The organism is Streptomyces sp. P3, assembly GCF_003032475.1.
Taxonomy (GTDB): domain Bacteria; phylum Actinomycetota; class Actinomycetes; order Streptomycetales; family Streptomycetaceae; genus Streptomyces.
Map to the genome: position 1 here is coordinate 6,970,832 of NZ_CP028369.1, position 23,439 is coordinate 6,994,270.

22 protein-coding genes and 2 pseudogenes are annotated in these 23,439 nt (G+C 69.2%); 13 read left to right on the forward strand and 11 right to left on the reverse strand.

The window, feature by feature from the left end; translation table 11 throughout:
* Nucleotides 1-314: 314 nt before the first annotated feature.
* Nucleotides 315-2,429: a glycoside hydrolase family 2 TIM barrel-domain containing protein gene (locus C6376_RS30520; RefSeq protein ID WP_254076127.1), complete on the forward strand. Its 2,115-nt coding sequence runs from the start codon at nucleotides 315-317 to the stop codon at nucleotides 2,427-2,429.
* Nucleotides 2,430-2,469: 40 nt separating this feature from the next.
* On the opposite strand, the gene C6376_RS30525 is transcribed toward C6376_RS30520, so the two are convergent.
* Entirely contained in the window at nucleotides 2,470-3,432 is a 963-nt protein-coding gene (locus C6376_RS30525) for a helix-turn-helix domain-containing protein (protein ID WP_107446362.1), read from the reverse strand.
* Nucleotides 3,433-3,641: 209 nt separating this feature from the next.
* Between C6376_RS30525 and C6376_RS30530 the strand changes: the two genes are divergently transcribed.
* From C6376_RS30530 to C6376_RS30545, 3 genes are all read left to right on the forward strand, one after another.
* Complete coding sequence (locus C6376_RS30530) at nucleotides 3,642-4,154, forward strand: 2,4'-dihydroxyacetophenone dioxygenase family protein (protein ID WP_107446363.1); 513 nt, start codon at nucleotides 3,642-3,644, stop codon at nucleotides 4,152-4,154.
* Between the two features lie 1,123 nt (nucleotides 4,155-5,277).
* The gene (locus C6376_RS45635; RefSeq protein ID WP_254076128.1) at nucleotides 5,278-5,670 is read left to right on the forward strand and encodes an IS110 family transposase; all 393 of its coding nucleotides are present in this window, start codon (nucleotides 5,278-5,280) and stop codon (nucleotides 5,668-5,670) included.
* A 689-nt stretch (nucleotides 5,671-6,359) separates the two neighbouring features.
* Complete coding sequence (locus C6376_RS30545) at nucleotides 6,360-7,559, forward strand: IS701 family transposase (RefSeq protein ID WP_107449284.1); 1,200 nt, start codon at nucleotides 6,360-6,362, stop codon at nucleotides 7,557-7,559.
* A gap of 252 nt (nucleotides 7,560-7,811) precedes the next feature.
* Here C6376_RS30545 and C6376_RS30550 read toward each other — a convergent pair whose 3' ends face one another.
* A complete protein-coding gene (locus tag C6376_RS30550) occupies nucleotides 7,812-8,018 on the reverse strand; it encodes a hypothetical protein (RefSeq protein WP_107446365.1) in 207 nt (68 codons plus the stop codon).
* Between the two features lie 137 nt (nucleotides 8,019-8,155).
* Between C6376_RS30550 and C6376_RS30555 the strand changes: the two are divergent.
* Nucleotides 8,156-9,327 (forward strand): annotated as a pseudogene (locus C6376_RS30555) (IS701 family transposase).
* Complete coding sequence (locus C6376_RS30560; RefSeq protein WP_159083298.1) at nucleotides 9,324-9,728, forward strand: hypothetical protein; 405 nt, start codon at nucleotides 9,324-9,326, stop codon at nucleotides 9,726-9,728. Before C6376_RS30555 ends, C6376_RS30560 begins: the two are co-directional and overlap by 4 nt.
* A gap of 859 nt (nucleotides 9,729-10,587) precedes the next feature.
* On the opposite strand, the gene C6376_RS30570 is transcribed toward C6376_RS30560, so the two are convergent.
* On the reverse strand, nucleotides 10,588-11,226 hold the full coding sequence (locus C6376_RS30570; RefSeq protein WP_254076129.1) for an RHS repeat domain-containing protein: 639 nt from the start codon (nucleotides 11,224-11,226) through the stop codon (nucleotides 10,588-10,590).
* A gap of 74 nt (nucleotides 11,227-11,300) precedes the next feature.
* Between C6376_RS30570 and C6376_RS45640 the strand changes: the two genes are divergently transcribed.
* The gene (locus C6376_RS45640; RefSeq protein WP_254076130.1) at nucleotides 11,301-11,669 is read left to right on the forward strand and encodes an IS110 family transposase; all 369 of its coding nucleotides are present in this window, start codon (nucleotides 11,301-11,303) and stop codon (nucleotides 11,667-11,669) included.
* 322 nt (nucleotides 11,670-11,991) lie between these two features.
* Here the strand turns inward: C6376_RS45640 and C6376_RS30580 are convergent, their stop codons facing one another.
* Nucleotides 11,992-12,822: a hypothetical protein gene (locus C6376_RS30580; RefSeq protein WP_107449285.1), complete on the reverse strand. Its 831-nt coding sequence runs from the start codon at nucleotides 12,820-12,822 to the stop codon at nucleotides 11,992-11,994.
* A gap of 65 nt (nucleotides 12,823-12,887) precedes the next feature.
* Nucleotides 12,888-13,814: a hypothetical protein gene (locus C6376_RS30585; protein WP_159083299.1), complete on the reverse strand. Its 927-nt coding sequence runs from the start codon at nucleotides 13,812-13,814 to the stop codon at nucleotides 12,888-12,890.
* Between the two features lie 268 nt (nucleotides 13,815-14,082).
* On the opposite strand from C6376_RS30585, the gene C6376_RS30590 reads away from it, so the two are divergent.
* On the forward strand, nucleotides 14,083-14,280 hold the full coding sequence (locus C6376_RS30590; protein WP_216825620.1) for a hypothetical protein: 198 nt from the start codon (nucleotides 14,083-14,085) through the stop codon (nucleotides 14,278-14,280).
* Between the two features lie 93 nt (nucleotides 14,281-14,373).
* Here the strand turns inward: C6376_RS30590 and C6376_RS30595 are convergent, their stop codons facing one another.
* From C6376_RS30595 to C6376_RS30610, 5 genes are all read right to left on the reverse strand, one after another.
* The gene (locus C6376_RS30595) at nucleotides 14,374-14,979 is read right to left on the reverse strand and encodes a hypothetical protein (protein ID WP_107446369.1); all 606 of its coding nucleotides are present in this window, start codon (nucleotides 14,977-14,979) and stop codon (nucleotides 14,374-14,376) included.
* A 172-nt stretch (nucleotides 14,980-15,151) separates the two neighbouring features.
* Nucleotides 15,152-15,586, reverse strand: a complete 435-nt coding sequence (locus tag C6376_RS30600) for a hypothetical protein (protein ID WP_107446370.1) — start codon at nucleotides 15,584-15,586, stop codon at nucleotides 15,152-15,154.
* Between the two features lie 107 nt (nucleotides 15,587-15,693).
* Nucleotides 15,694-15,846, reverse strand: a complete 153-nt coding sequence (locus C6376_RS44005) for a hypothetical protein (RefSeq protein WP_159083300.1) — start codon at nucleotides 15,844-15,846, stop codon at nucleotides 15,694-15,696.
* 144 nt (nucleotides 15,847-15,990) lie between these two features.
* Nucleotides 15,991-18,249, reverse strand: coding sequence for an ATP-binding protein (locus C6376_RS30605; RefSeq protein ID WP_159083301.1), 2,259 nt, complete (start codon nucleotides 18,247-18,249; stop codon nucleotides 15,991-15,993).
* Between the two features lie 68 nt (nucleotides 18,250-18,317).
* Entirely contained in the window at nucleotides 18,318-19,169 is an 852-nt protein-coding gene (locus tag C6376_RS30610) for a response regulator transcription factor (protein WP_107446372.1), read from the reverse strand.
* Nucleotides 19,170-19,533: 364 nt separating this feature from the next.
* On the opposite strand from C6376_RS30610, the gene C6376_RS30615 reads away from it, so the two are divergent.
* Nucleotides 19,534-19,794 (forward strand): hypothetical protein, encoded by a 261-nt coding sequence (locus C6376_RS30615; protein WP_159083302.1) that lies wholly within the window; start codon nucleotides 19,534-19,536, stop codon nucleotides 19,792-19,794.
* Between the two features lie 159 nt (nucleotides 19,795-19,953).
* On the forward strand, nucleotides 19,954-20,382 hold the full coding sequence (locus C6376_RS30620; RefSeq protein ID WP_159083303.1) for a hypothetical protein: 429 nt from the start codon (nucleotides 19,954-19,956) through the stop codon (nucleotides 20,380-20,382).
* 31 nt (nucleotides 20,383-20,413) lie between these two features.
* Here the strand turns inward: C6376_RS30620 and C6376_RS30625 are convergent.
* Nucleotides 20,414-20,857: pseudogene (locus C6376_RS30625) on the reverse strand (transposase); the annotation flags it as partial.
* Between the two features lie 317 nt (nucleotides 20,858-21,174).
* Here C6376_RS30625 and C6376_RS30630 point away from each other — a divergent pair.
* The 3 genes from C6376_RS30630 (at nucleotide 21,175) to C6376_RS30640 (ending at nucleotide 23,367) form a co-directional block, all read left to right on the forward strand.
* Nucleotides 21,175-21,945: a hypothetical protein gene (locus tag C6376_RS30630; protein WP_254076131.1), complete on the forward strand. Its 771-nt coding sequence runs from the start codon at nucleotides 21,175-21,177 to the stop codon at nucleotides 21,943-21,945.
* A gap of 190 nt (nucleotides 21,946-22,135) precedes the next feature.
* Nucleotides 22,136-22,798, forward strand: coding sequence for a superoxide dismutase family protein (locus C6376_RS30635; RefSeq protein ID WP_254076132.1), 663 nt, complete (start codon nucleotides 22,136-22,138; stop codon nucleotides 22,796-22,798).
* A gap of 32 nt (nucleotides 22,799-22,830) precedes the next feature.
* A complete protein-coding gene (locus C6376_RS30640) occupies nucleotides 22,831-23,367 on the forward strand; it encodes a copper resistance protein CopC (RefSeq protein ID WP_254076133.1) in 537 nt (178 codons plus the stop codon).
* The last annotated feature ends 72 nt before the right edge of the window (nucleotides 23,368-23,439 follow it).

Below are 23,439 nucleotides of genomic sequence, written 5' to 3' on the forward strand. Positions count from 1 at the left end.
AGGCGCTCGGCGGCGCCGACGGGCCGGGCCGCCTCTGCGAAGGCGACCTCGCCGGCGTTCGCCCGGTCGGCGGCGCGCACCGGACGGCTCCGAGGCCCGTACCTCGCGCGACCAGGGCGCCGCGATCCGGAGGGACCGTCGACCGGATGTGAGGGGCGTTCGCGAGGTGGGGCCGGGGGATCCTCCCGGTCGCTTCGCGCACGCCGCCGACCCCGATCCGCACGCCGCCCGACCCGCAACGACCGGCGGTGTGCCGCCGCGCCAAAGAGAGTTCTCCGCTTCGACCCTGCGAAAGTGAGTCCGAAATGACAGGTATGCCCAGTCGCCGACAGGTGCTGAGCGTGACGGCCGGCGGCGTGCTGGCCTCGCTGGCCGGGATACCGAATGCCGGTGTCGCGTCCGCCGCTACGACGTACACGGCGCCGAATCCGCGTGTCTGGCTCCTCCTCAACAGCGGCTGGCGCTTCATCAGGCAGGACGTCGCCGGTGCGCAGGCACCCGGGTTCGACGACTCCGGATGGACGTCGGTCACCACGCCGCACACGTGGAACGCCGTTGACGGCGCCGACGGCGGCAACAACTACTACCGGGGAGTCGGCTGGTACCGCCGCCACTACACGGTGCCGTCCGAACTGGCCGGCAAGAGGCTCTACCTGCAGTTCGCCGGTGTGAACCAGGTCGCCGACGTCTGGGTCAACGGTACGTATCTCGGGCAGCACAGAGGCGGATACGCCCGGTTCAGGTTCGACGCCACCGCCGTGCTCGTTCCGGGCGGGGACAACGTGATCGCGGTGAAGGCGACCAACGCCCGCGACACCGGCATCGCGCCGGTCGGCGCGGACTACACCTTCCAGGGCGGCATCTACCGCAACGTGAGCCTGTGGGCCGTCGACGACCTGCACGTGCGGATGACGGACTTCGCGGGCCCGGGGGTCTACCTGCGGCAGAGCAATGTCACCGCGGCGTCGGCCACGGTGACCGTGACGACGAAGCTGTGGAACGACAGCACCACCACCAGATCGGTTCGTGTGCGCAGCGTCATCGCCGACCGGAACGGGAACGTCGTCGCGGAGACCGTCGGCACCGCGCAGACCGTCCCCGCGGCCACCGGCGCGGAGATCGCGCAGACCCTCACCATCGACAACCCGCGACTGTGGAACGGCGTGGCGGATCCCTACCTCCACAACGCCAGCGTCGAGATCCACGACGTCACCGCGGGCGGGGACAGAATCGCCGACGTCGTGACCGAACCCCTGGGTCTTCGCTCCGTCGCGGTCGACGCCGGCACCGGCTTCCGCCTCAACGGCAACCACCTCGGCCTGCACGGCGTCAACCTCCACCAGGAGAGGGCCGTCAAGGGATGGGCGATATCCGACGCCGACCACACCGAGGACTTCGACCTCATCCAGGAGATCGGCGCCAACACCATCAGGATGGCGCACTACCAGCACGACCAGAAGGACTACAACCTCGCCGACGAACGCGGGCTGATCGTCTGGGCGGAGATCCCGCTGGTCGACATCGTCACCGACTCGGCCGCCTTCACCACCGGCGCGCAGAACCAGCTGCGTGAGCTGATCCGGCAGAACTACAACCACCCGTCGATCGCCTTCTGGGGCATCGGCAACGAGCAGATCGACTACAACGGGACCGCCACCAACACGCTGCTCGCGTCACTGGCCGGCATCGTCGCGTCCGAGGATCCCGACCGGCTCTCCACCTACGCGGTGCGCGGCGAGGACCCGGACAGCGCGCAGGCGGGGCTGCACACGCAGGTGACGGGCTTCAACAAGTACTACGGCTGGTACTACGGCTCCAAGGACGGGGACCTCGGCGCATGGGCCGACAACCTGCACGCGCAGTCGCCGACCCGCAGGATCGCCCTGTCGGAGTACGGCGCGGGCGCCAACCCGGCCCAGCACGCCCTCAACCCGCCGAAGCCCGACCCGGGCGGCTCCTGGCACCCCGAGGAATACCAGTCGCTGTTCCACGAAGCGGCCTGGAAGCAGCTCGCCGCCCGCCCGTACGTCTGGGGCACCTTCGTGTGGGCCATGTTCGACTTCGCCTCCGACGGACGCAACGAGGGAAGCCAGCCCGGAATCAACGACAAGGGCCTGGTCACCCGCGACCGCCAGATCCGCAAGGACGCCTTCTACTGGTACAAGGCCAACTGGGCGACCACCCCGACCCTCCACATCACCAGCCGCCGCTGGACCCAGCGAACCGACGCCGGCGCCGAACTCAAGGTCTACTCCAACGCGGGAACTGTCACCGCGACCCTCAACGGCACCTCCCTGGGGGCCCTGAGCAGCAGCGACCGCATTTTCCGGTGGCCCGTCACGCTGAGGCCGGGACCGAACACCGTGGTCGTGACCGCGACCATCAACGGCTCCACGTACACCGACAGCGTCCAGTGGACCCTCGGCTGAGAAAAGGGCGCACCCGGACTGGGGCCGGCGGGGCGACCTGTCAGACGGGGCCGAGGGGCGAGTGCCCGGCGCGGTAGGCGCGCGGCCCCGTCCCGCAGTGGTTCTTGAACGCCCTGGTGAAATGGGACGTGTCCTTGAACCCGAGGCCGAAGGCGATGTCGGTGATCGTCCGCCCCGCGTGCCGGGGGTCCGTGAGGAGCCGCGCGGCGCGCTCGAGCCGCTGTTCCATGATCGACCGGGAAGGTGAGGTGCCCTCGGCGCGGAAGAGCACCTGCAGGTACCGGACGGACACGCCCAGGGCGTCGGCGACGCCGGCGGGCGAGAGCTGCGGGTCCGCGATGTGCTCCGCGATGAACTGGCGGGCCCGCAGCCACTGTGCCGATCGAGGGAGCGCCGCGCCGGAGGCGGACGGCTTCGGCAGCGCGGCCCCCAGAAGCTCCAGCACGTTGATGCCGACCTGCTGGACGACATCGGGCGCCAGCTCGGCCGCGTGCCTGGTCAGCGAGTGGAGGTAGGGCGGGAACAGGGCGCCCACGCCGTGATCGCCCCGCACCACGGTCGCCGTCGCGTCCCGCGGCGAGGGGCAGTGCGCGGTGAACAGCGCCCGGGGAATCTTCAGCGACACCAGACGGAACCGCTCGACGCCCGTGATCCGGCACGGGCGGGCGCTGTCGTAGAGGGTGAACTCGCCCGGCCGCAGGAACGCGTCGCGCTCGTCCTGCGTGACGGTGACCGAGCCCCGGACGGCCAGGTTGACGAGGAAGTCGTCCTGTGGTGACCGGCGTACCAGGGACGACGTCCTGAACACCGTGTGCGCATCGGCGTCGACCGTGGCCACCTGCATGGCGCCGATCTGCTGAGCGTTGACCGTGCCCCGGAAGCCCTCGGCGCGGTGCCGCGGTACGGCGACTTCGTAGGGGATGAACGCCTCGCTGACCACCTGGCGCCAGTACGACAACCGGGAAGGGTCTGCGACCGTCGCGGTGGAGAACTGCCGACTCATGCGGTCACCTCGCTGCCGATGCTTCACGGACTTCGGGAAACCGTGTGCGCGCAGAGTCAACAATCCCGTGCGGCGTGAGTCAAGACCTGACCGGACGTCTCCGCATACGTTCGGTGCGTTCTCGGGAACCGGTGCCCGGCAACGGCGTCCGCACCGGAATCGGTTTCCGTGAAATACCCCTCCTGCCCCGGCTCCAGAAAAGAGGAGAGATGACGACTTCCGACGAGATCATGAAGCAGTATGTCGCGACAGAGGCGCGGGTGGACCTCATGCGGGACAAGTACGCCCTGGAAGAGGGCTATATCGGCGACGACAGCACTCCGTGGGTGCCGTTCGCGCCCAACGTCTTCATCAAGCACCTCACCTTCGACGTCCGGACCAGCAGTGCCGCGAACGTGCTGTGGGTGCAGGAGGGCGGTGTGCTCGGCCGCCACCGGCACCGCGGCCCGGTCTCCGGTTATGTGCTGGAAGGCAGCTGGCGCTACATGGAATACGACTGGGTCGCGCGGTCGGGCGACTTCGTCCGCGAGAGCCCGGGGCGGAGCCACACGCTCTACTCCGAGGGCGGCATGAAGACGATGTTCTGGCTCAACGGACCACTGGAATTCCTCGACGAAGAGGACCGCGTGCTCGAATCGGTCGACGTGTTCTGGTTCATCGATCATTACGAGAGCCACTGCAGGGCCAACGGAATCGAGATCAACGAGAGACTCTATCTGTGACATCCTCGCGAACCGGGCCGGGCATACGATTCGAGATCCGTGTGCCGGCCCGGACCGGGGCCTGCAATCGAGAGCACGCGGCTACCGCCGGCCGTCGGCCAAGCGTTCACCGTACGGTGTTCGCTCTGCTGGTGGGTGGGATTCAGGAAGGTTTCCGGATGGGGCACGCCCAGCCTCGTCCGTTCCGCCACACTGGATGCCGCGACGCGAGCCGCGAGAACATGTCGGAGAACGCATGCCTGGGCTCTCGTCCGCGCTCAGGCAGTCCCGGAGCGGGGCAGGGTCCGCTACGTTCACCCCGGCGATGTGACATCTCGTGACAGATGAGAGGCTCAGGCGGGTGAGTGAGACACCGATGAACACCCTGCAATACCGCTTCGACGGGCCGGAAGACGCTCCGGTCCTGATCCTCGGTCCCTCACTGGGCACCACCTGGCACAGGTTGTAGAGACCGTCCAGGGGCGTCTACGCCAGTCCAGCGCGGGCATGAAATAGCAGGTCAGGGCCTGCTGGTCTGGGAGGGTCCGCCCAGTTGGTGATGGCGGTGTGATAGACGAGTGATACGGCGGGGCCCCGCCTGGGGGCTTTGCGTGGAGCCGCGAGACGACGAAGCCGCGCCGGAGAGCTCCGGCGCGGCTTCGTCGAGAGATCGGCTGCGCTGTCGGGCACGATGCGGTCGGCGCCTCATGCGGCCCGTGTCTCTGTGACGATTTCGGGGTGCGCCTACTTTGCGATTGCACTCGCGCATGCGTCTAAAGAGCCGGTTCCGTCGAGGGGCGCAGCACCTCCTCGAGCACGGATCTGCCTAATCGGGGTGAGGTCGACCTGGGTGTGGACACGCACGGCGAGGTTCACGTCGCCGCCCCGGTCCCCCGGTTGGGGAAGGTCATGGGCACCGAATCCTCTCCGGCGACGGCCGCCAGCTGCTGGCAGCTGACGTCTGCGCCCGCCAAACTGGATACGGTTGCGCCGTGCGGGGGTGGAGGGCACCGGCACCTTCGGAGCGAGCCTGTCCCACTACCTCCTCGCCCAGTACGTCCAGGTGTATGAGGTGAACCGGCCCGATCGCTCGACCCGCCGGTTGCCCTGCAAATCGGACCGATCGACGCGCGGGCCGTGCTCAGTGGCAGCGCCCGGAGACGAGGACGCGGCGGCCCAGGCCACCTATCTGACATCGCGCATGCTGGCCGAGCGCGTCGAGCAGCTCAGCGGGCAGATCGATGAGCTGAACCAGCGCCTGCCCCGGGTCGTCGTACGCCACGCACAGCAGCTGCTCGAGCGGGTGGGCATCGGTCCGGACAGTGCCGTCACGCTCCTGATCACCAAGGGAGACAACCCCGATCGGCTGAACACCGAGGCGTCCTTGGCTGCCCTTTGTGGAGTCAGCCCCATCGAGTACTCATCCGGCCGGCGGAGCACGCGCCGGCTCAACCACGGCGGCGACCGCCAGGCGAAAGCGGTCCTGCACCGCATCGTCTTCACCCGCCTGCGCCACTACCTGCGCACCCAGGCGTAATACGAACGCCGCACCCAGGAAGGCAAGACCCGACGCGACATCATCCGATGCCTCAGGCGATATGCCCCCCACGAGGTGTTCAACCTGGTCAGACCGGTTTCCCGTGCCCCCGCGTTATAGGGGCGTGTGAGCGTCCGTCGGTCCGCGGGCATTGCCATCCACGAGATCCCGCCCATGAGCAGGTAGCGGATCGCGTCGAGTATGTGGCGGTAGCGGTAGTCCCCGGGTTGCCCGTCTCTGTCCTGGGCCAAGCCAGAGTCGGCAGCAAAGGCCGGGACCTCTGCCTACTTCGCGCTCGGCATGTCCGGGATGCCGGCGCCTCCCAGCCGGATGATCAGCCACGTTGCCGTACGCGTGCGCAAGTAACACGACCCTGCAGACGGGTTGAAGTGAACGGGATCGGTTGCGTACGACAACGACAACAGGGCCTCCGTGAACCGCTCGGAAAGGGGTTGCACCCCCGAGCTGTCAAGAGGCCCTGTCTTCGTTCGCCTAGTACTCCAGCAGTACTTCGTGGCTTGACCTGGGGAAACGTCGAGCGGTGGGAGTGTAGCGGGCAGTTGGCCGTCACGAACTGCTTCTGCCCGCACACCCCTCGAAAGAGTGCCCACGACGGCAAGGTCGCCCAGGGTTCTGGGAAGTCTCGGGGTGTGATCACCGAACAGGCAGCCGAAACCTGGGACCGCGACCTGGACCACCTCTTCACCACTATTGGGCACCACTTCGGCCGCGTCGAACCACGGCGCCGCATGCGGGACTACGTCCGCGCACTGCTCGCCCCGGTGGCCCGCAAAAACAGCTGGCAACTCGCCGAACACGCAGGCCACGCCACCCCGGACGGACTGCAGCACCTGCTCTCCCGAGCCTGCTGGAACCCCGACGACATCCGCGACGACCTGCAGAGCTTCGTAGCCGAACACCTCGGCCGCCCCGACGGGGTACTGGTCATCGACGACACCGGGTTCCTGAAGAAGGGCACCACCTCCGCCGGCGTCCAAAGGCAGTATTCCGGCACCGCCGGCCGCACCGAGAACTGCCAGATCGGCGTCTTCGCCGCCTACGCCAGCACGGCCGGCCGCGCCCTGGTGGATCGGGAGCTGTACTTGCCGAAGTCCTGGACCGAGGACCGCGACCGCTGCCGCGCGGCCAAGGTCCCCGATCAGCGGGAGTTCGCCACCAAGAACAGCCTCGCGGCGACGCTCGTCAGCAGGGCGCTGGCCTCGCCGCTGCCGATCGCCTGGGTCACGGCGGACGCCGCTTACGGACAGGACAACCGCTTCCGCCTGATGCTGGAAACATCCGGCGTCGGGTATGTCCTGGCCGTCCCCAAGTCCCAGTTCTCCCTGGCCGGCCCGCGCATCGACAGAGTCTTCGAGCAGGCCCCCGACCAGGCATGGGAACGTCGTTCCTGCGGCGCGGGTGCGAAGGGGCAGCGCGAGTACGACTGGGCGGCCCTCCAGTTGCGCCCCGTGGCCGAGTACGACCATCAGGACGGCGTGTTGATCTGTCGGCGGTGGGCGCTGGCACGGCGCAGCCTGAGCCGGCCCGACGAGATCGCCTACTACCTCGCATACGCACCGCTGGACGTCGCAGTGGACGAACTGGTGCGGGTCGCCGGCGCCCGGTGGGCGATCGAGGAGTGTTTCCAGGCGGCGAAGAACGAGTGCGGCCTGGACGAGTACGAAGTCCGCCGCTACGTCGGCTGGTACCGGCACATCACCCTGGCCATGCTCGCCCACGCCTTCCTAGCGGCGATGAGCGCGCGAGCAGCCGAAAAGGGGGATCCGCCGGTGAGGATGCCGTGGTCATCGAGCTCACCGTGGCGGAAGTGCGGCGACTCCTGGCAGCTCACGCACCCCGAGACCTTCGCACCCACACCCATGCGTTGAGCTGGTCGCACTGGCGCCGACGACGCCAGGCGGTGGCCCGCCGCTGCCACTACCGCCGTCGTGGGCACTCTTTCGAGGGGTGTGCGGGCAGAAGCAGTTCGTGACGGCCAACTGCCCGCTACACTCCCACCGCTCGACGTTTCCCCAGGTCAAGCCACGAAGTACTGCTGGAGTACTAGTACTCCAGCCGTAGATCGTGATCTCGCCGGTAGAGACGGTGAACAGCACTGACTGGTAGGGCGCGAGTGGTTGTTAGCCGCTGATGCCTCTGTCCGCAAGAAGGTCCTTGATGCGTGCGTCAACCTGTTGGCGGTCGTAGCCCCGCCACACGATCTTGAACGGCGGCGGGCCGACCGGCGAGTCGACTTCAGACAGGACTTTGAGATAGCGGTCGACCTGATGGCGGTCGTAGCCCCGCCGCGTCAGATCGAAGCCACGGAACTCGGACGATGTCGACACTTCGCACCCCACTCCAACCCGGTAGGAAGACGGGTGCAGCCAGCGTTGATCATCGATGTGTGAAGACTGAAGATCATGCGGTGGCCGCGGGGCACAGCGTAGACCCTGCCCGGTGGCAGGCGGCATTCGAGGGCCTGATGGGCCGGATCGCAGGCCGGTTCGTCAGGGTTGAACCGCGGCGCCGGATAGCGCGGTTGGTACTTGGGCTGCTTTCGGACCTGCCGCGCAAGAACTGCTGGACGATCGCCGAGTGGGCCGGGGAAGCCACTCCGGACGGCATGCAGCACCTGCTCGGCCGGGCCAGGTGGGAGGCCGAAGCCGTCCGCGACGACGTGCGTGAGTATGTGCTCGAACACCTACACGACGAGGATGCGGTCCTGGTGGTCGACGAGACCGGGGATGTCAAGAAGGGCACACACACCGTCGGTGTCCAGCGCCAGTACACCGGCACCGTCGGCAGAATCGAAAACGCACAGGTCGCGGTCTACCTCGTCTATGCGGGCCACCGTGGACACGCGGCGGTGGACGGCGAGCTGTACGTCCCGCGCTCGTGGACTGCTGATCCGGAACGCTGCAGGGCCGCGGGCCTGAGCCAGGACACTGTCTTCGCAACCAAGCCGGAGCTGGCCACCCGCATGATTGGCCGGTTCCTCAACGCGGGGCACCGCGCGAGCTGGGTCGCCGGCGACGAGGTCTACGGCGGCAACCCGAAGCTTCGGTCCGCGCTGGAACAGTACGGGGTCGGCTACGTGCTTGCCGTCGCCTGCTCGGCCGAAGTCATCACCAGTGCAGGCAGGTTCCGCGCGGATGCCCTGGCCGCGAAGGTGCCGAAGCGGGCCTGGCCGAACCCCGCCCCGGCAGTCACCAGCTGCTGATCCGCCGTAACCGCACCACAGGCGAACTCGCCTACTACCGCCGCTGGTCCCTCGCCCCGGTGCCCCTGACCACTGTGGTCCGCGTGGCTGGGGCGAGATGGCAGGTGGAGGAGACCTTCCAGTCCGGAAAGGGTCTGGCCGGACTGGACGAGCACCAGGTCCGCCGCTACCCCTCCTGGGCCCGCTGGGTCACCCTCGCGATGCTCGCCCACGCCTTCCTCGCCGTCGTCCGCGCCGATGAACACACCCGCCAGTCCATCCCCGACGACCTGGTCCCGCTGTCCTGCAACGAGATCCAGCACCTGTTCATCGCGCTCGTCGTCCAGCCGCTGTCCACCGTGACTCACCGCCTCAGCTGGTCCGAGTGGAGACGACGTCATCAAGCCCGATCACGCGTCAGTCACTATCGGCGACAAGCCGCAGTTCAGATGTGACTGAGCATGTCAGTCGGCCGCGCGGCAACGACGCATTCGCGTTGCAGGGGGCCGGGGCCGGGCCGGGCCCGATCGCGATCGGTACGCTTCCCGCGGAGGTGGGGATGTTCGATGCAGTGATGTTCGGTGCTGGTGGTCTCATCTGCATGACTTTTGGCGTGTGGTTCGTCGGGCGACAGCACCGCAGGCGCGCCAGCACCCGTGCGGGATGGGGCGCCATGGCGATCGGGTTGGGGCAGTTCTTTCGCGCAGCCAGTTCCTTGTCTGGGAGCCAGCAGCCGCTCGGCTTCATCCTCACCGTCTGCTTTGCAGCGTTCAGCCTTGGCGGCTTCATTCTGGTCATGCGCGACCGCGACACCCTCCGCCGCGGTAGCCGCAAGCTGCCTCCGCTGGGCCCGTGATGGGTGGCTGAAGCGCCACAAAGTGGCCAGCTGAGGTGCGCGGTGTCCAACTATGGCGCTCAGCCACCTCAGACATGAAGGTCACGATCTACGGCTGGAGTACTAGGGCTGACGGATTACCCGACCAGGGATTCCGTTCACTCGCGGATTTCGAGATCAGTTGAGCTACGGCTACTCACTGCAGTGGAGTTGCGCGTCGATTTGTTTGGCGGTCATGGGACCGTCGCGGGTCCAATACTTGCCCGGTTCCACTTTCGCGCTCTCGATCGTACGCAGGGCGAAGACGTCGTCGCGACCATCGCCCGTCGGATTCGTGTAGCTCACTCCGTTGTTGGGCGGAATAGAGGACTTGCTGGGTTTTTCTGAGTGCTTCGCGAAGCCCTCTCCGGACCAAAGCGTGATGAGACCCTTCCGGGTGGATGTCGAGTTCGGTCCTGAGGCGGACCACACGACGCGCGGGATTCTCGTGCTTGACATCGTCGAAGTCGTAGACCTCAACGCGCCTGATTTCATCCGTGGGGCACATGGGTATCTTGACGAAGATCGCGTCGCCCTCGACCCGTGCCCCGAACTCCGGCGGGTCGGCTGGATCCGATGGAAACATGCCGCAGCCGGATGCTCCCAACAGTGCGATCACGGTCAGGAGACCTGACAAGATGTCCTGCTGCCGCGTGGAACGAATCACCGGTAGCACTGTTTGTATCCTCCCTGTCCCCAGTCGGCCAACCGCTCCCACCGGTTGCGGCAGGGATTACTGCCAGCTCGCAAGTAGCGGATGCCGAAACCAAGACCATAGCGCAGCCATTGGGACCTGTGCCTCTTCTCGTGAGCAATCCGGTCCCTTGAGAGGAAGTCGGAATTATTCGACGTGAAATAGGTGGTTCCGAGTGTTGTGCCACCGCGCGCGTGCAGACCCCATCCGTCGACGCACGTTCTCATGCCGTAGCGGTAGCTGCACTTGTAGCCCATGAGGCGGCCGGCGCCTGCTAGCCCGGGTGTAGGAGCCGGAGGCCAGGGCGCTGCCGTCGTTGCCCGCGGGCACCTGGTCGGAAGGGAAGACCGCGGTGGCGTCAGTGGGAATGTCGGTCTGCCCCCATGAGGCAAGGGTCGAAGTGCCGAGGTCCTCCGGCGCGGTGGAACCGGTCAGCGGCACGCCGTAGACGATGCTGGTGGCGGCCGTGCCGTTGGTCTGGCTGGCGCTGCCCGGAGTGAGCGTCGGGCGGGATGCCTTCAGCAGCATGCCGGCTCCGGCGGCAGGGTTGGATCCTGCCTGTCCGTAGGTGAACGTCCACGGCAGCTGTCCGGCCGGGGCCAAGGTGGTGACGCGACCGGCGTCGTCGTAGGTGTAGGCGGTCTTCAGCGCGGGGCTGACACGGGGGTCCCACTGCTCACGCAGCCGGCCACTGGCGTCGTAGGCGTAGGACGCAATGGTCTGCACCGTGGACAAAGAGGCCCCGGGCGCGGTCGACCACAGTTTGATCGCCGAGACCTGGTCCACGCATCGGGATGCCCATGTGGCCGCTGTGCTCTCCCTGGTGGGGGAAGTGATCGGCACCGAGGAGTTCCCAGCCAGTGCGGCTGGATACCGTCCTGCTGGGGTGGGCCAGGACGTCGGGTACGGTGCGCCGGGCCGGAGTGGAAGGTACCGGTTCCTTCGGGGCTGCCCTGTCCCGCTACCTGCTGGCCCAGGGCGTGGACGCTTTCGATGTCAATCGGTTTGACCGGGCCGACCGCCGTCGGCGCGGCAAGTCCGACCCGCTCGATGCCGAGAACGCGGCCCGGGCGGTGCTGAGCGGGCGGGCGCGCGCCCAGGCCAAGAGGGGCGACGGGCCGGTGGAGATCGCCCGGAGGTACAAACTGGCCAAGGACTCGGCGGTCAAGGCCCGCACGCAGGCGATCAACCAATTAAGGCCGTCCTCATCCGTGCCGATCCGCAGCTGAGAGAGGAACTTGCCGGGCTGGGCAACGCAAAACTCTTCCGCACCTGCGCCGGGCTCGTCGACGACAACTGAACCAAGATGCCGGCGAGAGGGCGGTGCTCCACGCCACCCACGTCACCCTGGGTCTCCTGGCCCGGCACATCAGGCAGCTCAGCGACGAGGTCCAGGACTTGGAAGGCCGCCTGACCCGGCTGGTTGAGCGCCACGCTCCGCAACTGCTCGAGGTGGTGGGCATCGGTCCAGACACGGCCGTCACTGTGCTGATCACGGTGGCAGGCGAGGCCGGCGCCCGCCCCGCGCCGGCCAGTGCCGGCCCCGCTCGCTCACCCGGGTGCCCCGGGCTGGTCCTTGGCCCACCACAGGAACGCGGCGGAGTGCTGCTGGTTGGCGAATCCCTCGCCGACGAGTTCGCGCAGGAGGCCGTTGCTCCAGAAGACGAGACGGCCGAGCGTCCAGTTCACCGACTCCGGCGCCGGCAGATCCAGCCCGTACACCATCCGCGCGATCTCGCGCTTGCCGCCCGCCTCCGTCGTGTACTTGAGGACGGACAGGAACCTGTCCGGCTCCATGACGCAGAGAACCTTTGTGAGGAGGGCTTCCTTGAAGCCCGTCATGGCGAACGACCAGGTGCCGTCGAGGAGTTGCTGCAGCCGGTCCTCGGGCGGTGCGTCGTCGGGGCCGTAGAGAAGGTGCTCGATCGTCCGGCGAGTCGACTCCGCGGCATCGGCGTCACCCATGGCGTTCCAGGCGGCGTTGAACATGGACTGGTTGCCGGGGTGGGCTCCGACGTCGGAGTTGGCGAAGTCCTTGAGTGCCTTGGGGCCGCCGGTGCGCAGTCCCTCGCGCGAGAAGATCTGCTGGTACTTCTCCCAGTAGGCCGCCACCTCGGGGTCGAGGCCCGGTCTGGTGGCGAGGAACTGAGCCTTGAGCCGGTTCGCGCGTTCCAGTACGCCGGGCTCGACGTCCTCGGACTTCGGGAATCGGGCCTTGAGGTCACTGATGGAGCGGGAGGGCTGCTTCTTCGGGTCGGTCGGTTCCCCGTGCTCCCACGCGAAGCCGCACCGGTGCCGGACGCGCCGACGCCCGCCCTCCAGGTTCTGTACCACCTCGATGTCCTCGTCGTCGCTGCACAACGGGCACATGGCCAACCCCATGGTGATCCCCTCCGGCCGTCGTAAGGCGTCGCGTGCGACCGCCCGGCGCGGGCTCGGCCACTCGTTCAGCCCGCGCGACGCCACCGGTAGTCGTTGCCCGCACCGTACCGGCACTGCATACGGGTTCCGGCACCGGTGTAGCCGTACGCTCCGGGATCACCGCACCAGGAACCAGGACGCACCCCTTGCCCGGAGCCTCCGTCCCGGGCTTCGGGAGCGGCGGTCTCGGATCCATCGTCGTACCGGTCGGTCGCCGTGGCTTCGGATCCGAGTGCGCCCGTTGGGCATCCGTCGTCGGGGCTCGCTATTTCCATCGTGACCAGCCAGCCCGGCTCGTCGAAGGTGCCGCTGGTCAAATCCGCGGTGCACACCGTCCACTCGTCGCGATGCGGATCGCCGCTGTACGCGAACGTCAGTGGAAGTCCGGTCCCATGCTCCAGGACGCTGATCTCGCCGCAGCCCGACCTGTCCTCCATCACATCCCGCGCCTCGCCCCATGTACTGCCTTCGAGGCCGGACAACGAGAACGCGTCGCGAAGCGCGCCTTCCGGCGGGACGGACGAACTCCCCGCGGCCTCCGCCGACGACTGCGTGCTTTCCGCTCCGCTGATGGACACGATCGCCAGTGTCCCGAGGACGAGTACGAGAACCGCAGCGAGCAGGGTCTGCAGCAGCGCACTGTCACGAAGCGAACCGAGGGCCCGGAGCGTCGGTACAGCCCACCAGGGCTTGTCGGCCTGGCTGGCTCTGCCCGGCGAGCCTTCTCCGGCATGGGCTTCGGGCTTTTCACGGCCGACCGGATGGGCGTGGTGGAGCCGTCCGCGTTCCTGTTCGTTTTCCCGTTGCCGGTCCCGCTCCCGGTCTTCGGGAGTACGCCACCGTTGACTGATCCCGCCGGGCAGTTCCTTGCGCACGCTCGACGGTGGGTGCCCGGTCGCGCGTGTGTGTCTGCGCACCGCCGCAGCCGTGGTCTCGTCCTCGGACTGAGGCACTTCGCCACCGCACGCCTCACACGCCCATGCATCCACCCGGAGCCCCCCTTGCCGTCCCGGCGCGGCTCATCTTCACACGCGCCGGTTGGCACCCGCCATGCCGGGCGGCGGGGCGTACGGTCATAGGGCGCCAGGAGGATCGAGGGCGTCAGGAGGATCGGGGAGGGCACGGGAACCCGCTGGACGGCGTTGTTGGCGAACCCGCCCAGGTTCCAGGGCTGTTCCAGCGTGTGTTGCCGAGACCGTCTCGGCCGTCCTGCTGCTGGCCGTGCTGGCCGTGCTGGCCTTCGCCGTAGTCCGGCCGCGAGGCTGGGCGGAAGCGGCGGGCGCCGTCCCCGTGGCGACCCTCGCCATGGCGGTGGGCCCCGTCCTCGTCCCGGACCAGCTCTGCGCCGACGAGGGCCTGTTCGAGACGGCCGGCACCACCGTCGCCCGCCGGTGCGGCTCCGGTGGAGCAGCGCGTTGACGATCTTCCGTTTCCCGTACCGGCCCTCGTGCGAGGCGCGGGTGCTGATCCACGAGCAAGCCAGGCACAGCCCGCAGTGTGCGGCGGTCAGGTCTAGCCGTGCGGTCGGAGCACCCCAAGGAGCTGGTAGAAGTCGTAGGCCAGGTAGAAGTGCCCATATGCCGCGATGCCCAGCAGGGCCGCGGGGAAGAGGGCGAGGCATCCGCCGTTGCGGTAAGGGCTACCTGAGCGGTCGGCCAGCCACTCCGCGCAGGTCAGGTACGTGAAGGCCGCGAGGACCACGGGCGCCAGCACCGCCACGGCGATGGCCAGTACGGAGGCGACGACCTTCACCACGACCGCCAGGCCGCTGGTGCCGGCCGAACCCGTTGCCGGCGGCAGGTCGAGCCAGGTGGTGAAGAAGAAGGAATCCGCCATGACGGCCGACAGTACGGATGTCACCACGACCGCGGGGTAGTCGCCTACGCCGACCGGGGGCCGCCCGCCGTCGCTGGTGGGGGGCTGTGGCGCGTCCGCGTGCCGCTGCGGCCCGCTGGTGCGGTGCGCCACACCGCCGCGCAGGTGGTTCAAGAACCAGTCGTCGATGAAGAGGCCGATGACGGACACTATGAAACTGCTCTGCCCCAGCGTGGTGTTGCGGAACTTCCAGAAGATGTAGAAGCAGGCGAGGGCGAACAGGACTTTGATCGCGTTGCGCATGACTCCGGCTCTCGTGATGCGACCGGCCCGGTGGCCTGCCTGATCTGGACCTGCCGCCGTGGGCCCGCGCGGCTGACGGGGGAACGTGGGTACCGGCCGGTCAGCCCGCAGTGTCGCGAGGACGAACCGGCAGCCGGCCGGGCGGCGTCGACCCGGCCTGCTGCCGGTTCGTTCAGCCCCGGTCGAACTCGCCCTTCTCGATGAGGCCCACGACCACCGACTGGAACGTCCCCCACTGCTCGACGAGGCCGTTGCACATCGCGATGCCGCTCGACCCGAAGTACGTCAGCCCGTCGAAGAACATCTCGAAGCGGAAGTCCGGCCTGGCGTAGAGCGCCTCGCGCATCTGCGCCATCTGTCCGGCGTCCAGTCCCGGCAGCGCACCGGCGTAAGCGTCCATCTGGCCCGCCAGCATCCTGTCGATCGCCGCCAGCACCTTCTCCACGTCCACACCGCCCGGCCGGTCCGCCTGCTTGGCCGCTTCGACGGCGAACGCCAGCACGTCGGGCGCATCGGCTGCGAGGGGGCTCTGCTTCACCAGCGGGCCGGTGGACCAGTCCCGTACTGCCGAGGACCGCTTGGACTTGCTTCCGAAGAACCCCACCATGATCTCCTTGGTTCCGTTCTGCTGTGAAAAGCCGTGCGTACCGAGTCGGGGCAGGCGGCCGGTCGCGGAGAGCCGCTGCGGACGCCCGGTGGCCGACCGCGGGCCTGTCAGCCGTCGATGATCTTGCGTGCGCGGTTTCCGCGCTCACCGGCCTCCCGGTACAGGCGTTTGAGCATGTCCAGTTCCTGCTGGTTGAGCTTGCCCCCGAACTCCGCCTTGCGGAGCACCCGTTCGTATTCCTCAGCCGTGGCCACGGCCACCTCCCGTTCTCCTTCGGGTCCCTGCGGACCGGGCGGCGCAATGGCCGTCCCGGTCAGGACCGCCTGGGCCGACCGCGGTACGGTCCGGTCTTCGTACCTGTCACCGACGGGCGGCCATCCCCCGAACGGCCGCCCGTCGTACGGTCATCCTGCCGCCGGGGCACCGATCGCGCTGTCCCCATCGATGGGGACAGCGGTAGGCGGGGCTACGACGCCGGCTGCGTGGGTGGAGACCTCGACCCAGGTGGATTCCGTACCGTCCTCAACGACCGCGGAGGTCCCCGTCAGGGCCTTGCGCAGGGCGGCGGCCCGTGCCGGATCTCCCGGCAGCGTCACCAGGCTGACCAGGAGCGCGCTCGGCCGGGGTTCCACGCTGAGGATCAGGTCACTCGGGGCGGGGCCCGTGCCCAGCGCGCAGGTGAGCAGGCGACGCAGCAGATCCGGCGGGGGCGGATGGTCGGCGTCCGACTGGATGGTCACCACACAGCCCTCGGCACGCGCCGCACCCAGAAGTTCACGGGTGGAGCGGCCGAGCGCACCGGGCAGGTGCAGCTCGTCGCGGACGGCCAGATCCAGCATCCGCGCCCGGACCCGGATCTGCGACGCCTGCGGGGAGAGATCACCGGAGGCGGTACGGCGCAGGAAGGAAAGGATCTCCTCGTCGAGGTCGGCCAGGCGTCTGCGGTGCACCGCCTCGCGGGCCTGCCGGGCGGACTCCACAGCGGCCGAGGCCGCCCGCTCGGCGTTGGCTCGCATCACCGCCGCGCCCAGCCGGGCCACGGTCTGCCCGATGGCCAGCCCCATGCCCACACCCAGCGCCGGGGCGAACAACGCCGGCACGGCCTTCGCCACGCTCTCGCCCCATGAGTCGGCGAACGGCGGCCCGGCAAGCAGCACCAGGACGACCCCCGCCTGTTCCAGTACCAGGGCCAGCAGGGCTTCCCAGGGCGGCCGGACGATCACCAGCACGGTCAGCAGCGGGGTGACCGCGCCGATCGGCCAGGAGGTGTCATCGGCGATGCCCGACGTGGGGATCACAAGGAAGCTGCCGACCGCCCCGCCGACGGCGAAGGCGCTCGCGGCGGCGGCCGCGCGCCCCCCGATCGCCGTCCGGGCGCGCAACAGCAACGCCACCGTCACCGCGGCCAGCAGCACATACCACACCATCAGCCAGCTCACCCGTGGGGACCGAACGGTGTGGATCGCGGCGACAACCCCGGTGGCGAGCAGATAGGGGACACAGACCGCGGCCAGCGGCCGGCGGACGTCCCCGACCGCGGCGCGGATGCTCGCCATCCGGTCCGGGGTTTCTGCGGCAGCCCCGCGGAACTCGCCCGTGCGTACCGCCCGCGCCCGCTGCCAGACCAGCCGTACGGTGGTGCCGTCGCCGGGGGAGCTGTGCACCTCCGCGGTGCCTGCCACGTCGGCCATCCGCCGCAGCACCGATCTGCGCAGTCCCACCGAGGACACCTGCACCCCGGCCGGGGAAAACCCCACCCCGTCGTCGGCGACGGAGAGCACGAAGCCGTGCTCGTCCCCGCGCAGCCGCACCTTCAGCGCCTGCGCCTCGGCGTGCCGGACCGCGTTGCGCACCGCCTCGGCCGCCGCACCCAGGGCGGCCTCGGCCACCTCGGCGGGCACCGGGACGGCACCCGAGACCTCGACGCTCAGGGGCGGCCCGCCTCCGGCGGTGAGCCTGGTGAGCAGGGCCGCGAGGTCGGCGGCCTGCCCTGGTGCGGCAGGCACCCGCAGCAGCGCGTCCACGGCACTGCGGCATGCCTGCCTCACCTGCGTCGTGGCGATCCCTGGCATGCTGACCGCCCGCAGCGCGGAACTCACCTCGTCGTGCAGCAGGTCCTGGAAGCGATGGTGCGCCTCCCGGCGGGCCTGCGCGCGTGCGGCCGTGGCGCCTGCCGTCAGTGCCTGTTCCTGTGCGGCGTCGGCACGGGCTCCGGCGGTGCGCAGCAGTGGGCCCAGCACCGCGGCCGCCACCGCGGCGGCCAGCACCGGCCAGGTGCCCTGCACCGCGGCAGCCGGACCGTCCATCGGCCAACTCGCCGCGATCTGCGCGCCGATGACCGCCAAGGACACCGGCCACGCGAGTCGGCGCGGTCCGAACCCGATCGCCACCAGCACGGTGGCGGCGGTGGGTTCGCAGCGCAGCCCGACGACGATCAGCGACGGCCGCTCGACCGCGAACACCGCCTCCGTGACGAGCGAGACACCCACAGCCGCCCAGACATCGTGACGGCCCAGCAGGACGAGTGCGCCGCGCACCGTCAGGGCGGCCGCCAGCGCGGTGAACACCACGGCGGTGGCGAGAACGGCGGGCGCGAGCCGTCCGCCCGATGACACCAGCAGCATCGACCAGCTCACCGCGAACAGCGCCGTGACCGCTGCCATCGCGCGCTGAAGACCGGACCACACGCCATGGCGGTAGGTTCCCGGCCTCGGCGCCTCGGGGTTCGGTGTCACCACCCCGGGCTGTCCGGCAGGTCGTCCGCCGGAGTCGGCGCGAGGTCGATGTGGCCGTCGGCCACGGCGCGCCACACCAGCTGACGGTTGTCCTCCAGCAGCCCTTCGCCCGCGGCGGCGTACGCCTCGATGGCACGCTTGCGGTACGTGCGGACGGTGTCCTCGGTGATGTGCAGCATCCGCGCCACCTGACGGTGCGGCAGACCCCGGGCGATCAGCTCCAGGACGCGGCGCTCCTGACCGCTGAGGCGGACGGCACCGCGCGGATCGGTGACAATGGCGTGTGCGAGCCGACTGGACACATAAGGCTCCCCGCCGTGCACAGCGCGGATGGCGTCCACCAATCGCGCCTCCGGGTCTTCCTTCAGCACCAGACCAGCGGCCCCCGCGTCCAGCGCCTTGCGTACCGCGGCGGGCCGGTGCTCGGTGGTGAAGACCAGCACCCGCGCTCCGGCGGCCCGAACGCGCCGGACGTTGTCGTCGACGGCCTTGCCGTCTCGCAGCCGCAGGTCGAGCAGGACCACCGAGGGCATCGCCGGGAGCACCCCCGGCAGTGCGCCGGGAGACGAATCCGATGGTGCGCCGGGCAAGGCGCCCGCCGACGGGCCGGCAGGCGAGGGCGGGTGCAGCCCTGCGAGGAGCGCGTCCACGTCGGGCGCCACATGTACCAGCTCTATGTCGGCGGTGTGCTCGGCGAAGTACGCCTGCAGGCCAAGCAGGACCACCGGGTGGTCGTCGACCGCCGCTACGGCGATCCTGGCCTCGCTGTGCCCGCCGCGCCCGACATCCTGCTGGCACCCGGTGTGTCCGCCGTTCCCTTGGTGCTCCGTGTCCCCGGACGCCGACATGGTCCCCCTCCGTCCGCTTCGCGGCCGAATGCTACCGGCCCGGACAGCGGCGGAGTAGGTCAACGCCCGCGAACCCTGCCGGATCCGGACCTTCCACGCAAAGGTCCACGGAGGCCCCACCGGCGCTCACCCCGCCGGCGTACCCTGGTTGTTCTGCCGCGACGGGTGCGGGTCGGGATCTCCGTCCTCCAGTCGGGTTGGCCGCCTCTGCGAGGGCGGTGTTCCGTCGGCTGTGGGCCTGGACGGCTCGGTGCTGGTGGCGGCGCCGGGCGGATCAGTGCGGATCGGGGCCGAGGCCGCGGTGCGGTGCCGGAAGCACCGTGACGCGGAGCAGCTACGGTGCCGCGTTGTTACCCTCCGCACCATGCATCATGCGGCGCGGGAGATGCGCTCTCCGATCCTGTCGATCCACCCGTACATACCGGCCATTGGGCAACACGAGGACGTGATCTGTTCCATGGCCTCGCGCGGCGACTGCGACCACAAGCTCGTCGCGCAAGTACGCACCGAGTTCAGCGACGGCACCATTCATCACTGGCGGGTGTGCGGTGAGTGGCTGACCAGTCATCCGTCAGCCATCGCGCACATCAAGACGAAGGGCTTCCAAGAGCCTGACAACCCTTGACGGGTCAGTGCCGGAGGCTAGTGCTGTGACCGCATAGGTTCGCCGGGTTGGCCGTGTACTGCTCAACTCCTTGCCGATCCGGTGCTGATGATGCGTGGAGATCGGTGCAATGTGACACCTTCGTGATCCATACTCTGTGGCGGCAGCTTCGGGGAGGGCATGTCCTTGCAGCACAGCAGTGGGATTACACGAGCAGTCGGGCGAGCAGCGGTCGTTGTCGTTGCCGCTGTCCTGATGAGCAGTTGTTCGTCGGACGATCCAGCGCAGGCCAAGGAGCGACAACGGGATTACTGCACCAAGCTGGGGTCCTGGCAGGACACGGCGCACGCCACGACAACCGGCGAGCCAGACGCCGATGCCGGTGACGGACAGAGTGTCCAGTCGCCCGAGTTCGACAACGCCGAATCGGCAGGGCATGCGGTCATCGAGGCCTCGAAAAGGCTTGACCGGGCAAGCCTGGAACACGGTGGTACCGACATCCTCGATGACACCGTCAACGCGGTCGGCGGCGACATCGGGGCTGAGGGTCGTGCAGTGTCTTACTGCGACAGCTCAGGCTTCGAGACCTTGGTCAGTTCGGCTGGCTAGTGCTGTGAGCGCATGGGGTTCGCCGGGTCGTTCAGGCCGCGGCGGCGAGTGAGCGTCCGCCCCAGCGGATGCCCTTCTCGCTGCGGATGCGGGCGCGTTCCTTGCGTTCGGCGGCCAGGACGCCCGGGTGGCGGGCGTTGGCGTTGCGCCAGCGCAGGTAGGCGTGCAGGGCCCGGGTCTGCACGCTGTGGTTGCGGTGGTGGGAGTTGGCGATCGTGAACTGCCGCAGAGGCCCGAAGTGGGCTTCGATCGGGTTGGCCCAGGAGGCGTAGGTCGGGGTGAAGCACAGCTCGATGCGGTTCTTCTTCGCCCAGCGACGGATCTTGTCGCCCTTGTGGGCGGACAGATTGTCCAGGATGACGTAGATCGGGGCGCGGTCCGGGCGCGCGGCCCGGATCGACCTCAGTGCGGCCAGGGTGTTCACCGCACCCTTCTTGCGGCGGTTGACACCCCACAGCCGGTCGTCGCCGACGGACCTGATCCGACTCACCTGGAACGGCCGACTGCTGCGCATCGCGGTCAGCGACTACAGCGACCGCTGGCCGCGCATGCGCGTCACCAAGAACACCGAGCCCGGCGGTGTTCCACGGGTGCCAGTGGCCGCCGATCGGATCGGTGCTCCAGGCCCCTTCCAGGTGGTCGCAGGTTGTCTGCCGACGCGGCACACGCCACGCCCTGTGCGTGAACGCGGGCAAGCCGTCGGCCGTATGAAGCGGGAAGCCCACAGGTTCGAGGAGTTGTCGGATGTCCCGGAGGTGCCGCGGCGGCGGAGCGTGCCGGGGAGGTCACCTGATGCAGAACCGGGAGGGCGCCCGTACCTCGCGTCTGCTGCGGGCCGGTGTCTTCGCGGCTGTCTGCGTGGTGACGACGGCGCTGGGCCACGCCGTCATGTCCGGTGACGTCCTGCCCTGGTGGACCCTGGGATCGACCTTGGCCGGGACGGCTTGGGGCGCTTGGTGGTTGACCGGCAGGGAACGGGGCGCCGCCGCCGTGGTCGGTGCCACCGTCGTCGCGCAGGGGTTGCTGCACCTGTTGTTCGATCTGGCCCACGTGTTCGTCCGTGGACGGGCCGACCTGCCACCCGTCGGACAAGCCCCGGGCATGGACCACGGGATCATGTTCTCCCATTCCGGCATGGCCGCGCACATGGACCACTCGCATGCGGGCCTGACCCTGGGGCACGCCGGGACGCCCGGAGCCCCTTTCGCTCCGCTCCTCGAGTCCGTCGTCGCTCAACAGGGCTCGGGCGGGATGTACTTGGCGCATCTGTCGGCCGCCGTCGTGTGCGGACTGTGGCTGTGGCGAGGCGAGGCGGCCGCACACCAGGTGGGCCGGGCCCTGACCGTGGTGTTGTTCGCGCCGCTGCGACGGATCTGCCGCGTGCTCGCGCACCCCGCCCTCGACCGGCGGGCCCCCTCGGTATGCGCAGCCACGACCGAGGGGGAGACGGCGCGGACCGCTCCCGTACTGCTGAGGCATGCCGTCGTCCGCAGAGGACCGCCGTCGGCGGGTTCAGCAGTCGTTCGTCTGCCTGCCGGCCCCCTGCCCGTCGTACGGCCCTGAAGCACCCTTTCCGGTGTCGGGCCCGGGTGCTGGGCCGAGGCAGGCGCATGGCCGACGTGCCCGTTCACGCGCGTCGGCCGACCACTTCGGCCTCGGCGTGCCCTTCGTCCGGCGCGCGAGCTGTTCGGTGTCCGCCGAAAGCGCCGCGTCGTGGCGGGGCCCGCAGCCCGCCCATCGATCGGGAGATTCTTTGACGCACCACGCCATATCCGTGCCCGCACACGCGGCCGGTGATCCGCGGTCCCCCCGGCCCCTCGGCCGTGGACCCCGGCTCGTCGCCTTCGGCGTCCTCGTGGCCGCCACGTCCGTCCTGCTGTCCGGCTGCGGCGGCGACTCGGCGGACCACGCCTCCGCCCAAGCCGCCTCCTCGGCCTCCGCCTCGTCCTCCGCCAAGGGCATGGACGGGATGGCGGGGATGGACATGGGGGACCCGTCCGCCACCCCCGCCGACAAAATCCCCGGAGCGACCGTGGTCAAGGGTGCCTTCACGGTTCTCGACACCCGCCCGCCGGGCATGGACGACGTCGCGGGCAGCGCCTGGCTCGCGCAAGGCTCCAAGGGCACCACCGTGACCGTGTCCCTGACCGGTCTCAAGCCCGGCGCCTCCTACATGGCCCATCTGCACGCCCAGCACTGCTCCGCCAAGAACGGCGGGGAGCACTTCCGGTTCGAGAAGGGCGGTGCGACCACGCCCCCCAACGAGGTGCACCTGATGTTCACCGCCGACAAGTCCGGGATGGGAATGACAACAGTGAACAATTCCCGCAAGACCGGCAAGGACGCGGTCGCGATCGTGGTCCACCCCAGCGAGGCACAGGACAACCGGATCGCATGCGCGGACTTCGACTTCTGAGGGCGGCGGCAGGACCGCTCGGGTGCGCGGGTGTGCTGCTGCTTCTCGGCGGCACACCCGCGTATGCCCACACCGCACTCGAGGACGCCACACCGGCACCAGGCGCCAAGGTCGCGGCCGGGACCGACGTCGTCGCGCTGACCTTCAAAGACCTGAAGTCCGGCGTCCCGCCGAAGATCGGAATGGTCGGAGCCGACGGCACGACCATCCCGGTCGGAGCGCCGGTCGTCACCGACGGCGGCACCGCGTGCGCCGCGGTCTCCCCGCTGCCCGTGGGTGTCGTCACTCTCACCTACACGATTACCGCCGGCGACGGGGACGCCCAGACCAGCGCGTTCCAGTTCGAGGTCGTGGAGGGCGCCAAGCCCGTCGAGCCCCCGTCCGCCTGCGCCGATCTGAGCCTGCCGGCTCCGGACACCGGTGGTGCCGACACCGTCCTGGGCCTCGGACGCACCACCGCGACGGCCGTTCTCGCCGGGGCCGTCGCCGTGATCGCGGGGGGAGGGTTCGTCGCCGACCGCAGACGACGCCGAACAGGACTGCCGGCGGAAGGGGGAGCCGCCGAATGACCTGAAGCCCGTTCATCTCTCGGGCCGCGCTCAGGCGGGTGCGGCCCGAGCGGGTTCCCGCGACACGCGAGG

What these genes read in the sequence shown, in the direction of transcription:
- C6376_RS30520 (WP_254076127.1), top strand. Translation starts at nt 315, where the DNA reads ATGCCCAGTCGCCGACAGGTGCTGAGCGTGACGGCCGGCGGCGTGCTG.
- C6376_RS30525 (WP_107446362.1), bottom strand. Translation starts at nt 3,432, where the DNA reads ATGAGTCGGCAGTTCTCCACCGCGACGGTCGCAGACCCTTCCCGGTTG.
- C6376_RS30530 (WP_107446363.1), top strand. Translation starts at nt 3,642, where the DNA reads ATGACGACTTCCGACGAGATCATGAAGCAGTATGTCGCGACAGAGGCG.
- C6376_RS30580 (WP_107449285.1), bottom strand. Translation starts at nt 12,822, where the DNA reads ATGGGGTTGGCCATGTGCCCGTTGTGCAGCGACGACGAGGACATCGAG.
- C6376_RS30595 (WP_107446369.1), bottom strand. Translation starts at nt 14,979, where the DNA reads ATGCGCAACGCGATCAAAGTCCTGTTCGCCCTCGCCTGCTTCTACATC.
- C6376_RS30600 (WP_107446370.1), bottom strand. Translation starts at nt 15,586, where the DNA reads ATGGTGGGGTTCTTCGGAAGCAAGTCCAAGCGGTCCTCGGCAGTACGG.
- C6376_RS30605 (WP_159083301.1), bottom strand. Translation starts at nt 18,249, where the DNA reads ATGGCAGCGGTCACGGCGCTGTTCGCGGTGAGCTGGTCGATGCTGCTG.
- C6376_RS30610 (WP_107446372.1), bottom strand. Translation starts at nt 19,169, where the DNA reads ATGTCGGCGTCCGGGGACACGGAGCACCAAGGGAACGGCGGACACACC.
- C6376_RS30615 (WP_159083302.1), top strand. Translation starts at nt 19,534, where the DNA reads ATGCATCATGCGGCGCGGGAGATGCGCTCTCCGATCCTGTCGATCCAC.
- C6376_RS30620 (WP_159083303.1), top strand. Translation starts at nt 19,954, where the DNA reads ATGTCCTTGCAGCACAGCAGTGGGATTACACGAGCAGTCGGGCGAGCA.
- C6376_RS30630 (WP_254076131.1), top strand. Translation starts at nt 21,175, where the DNA reads ATGCAGAACCGGGAGGGCGCCCGTACCTCGCGTCTGCTGCGGGCCGGT.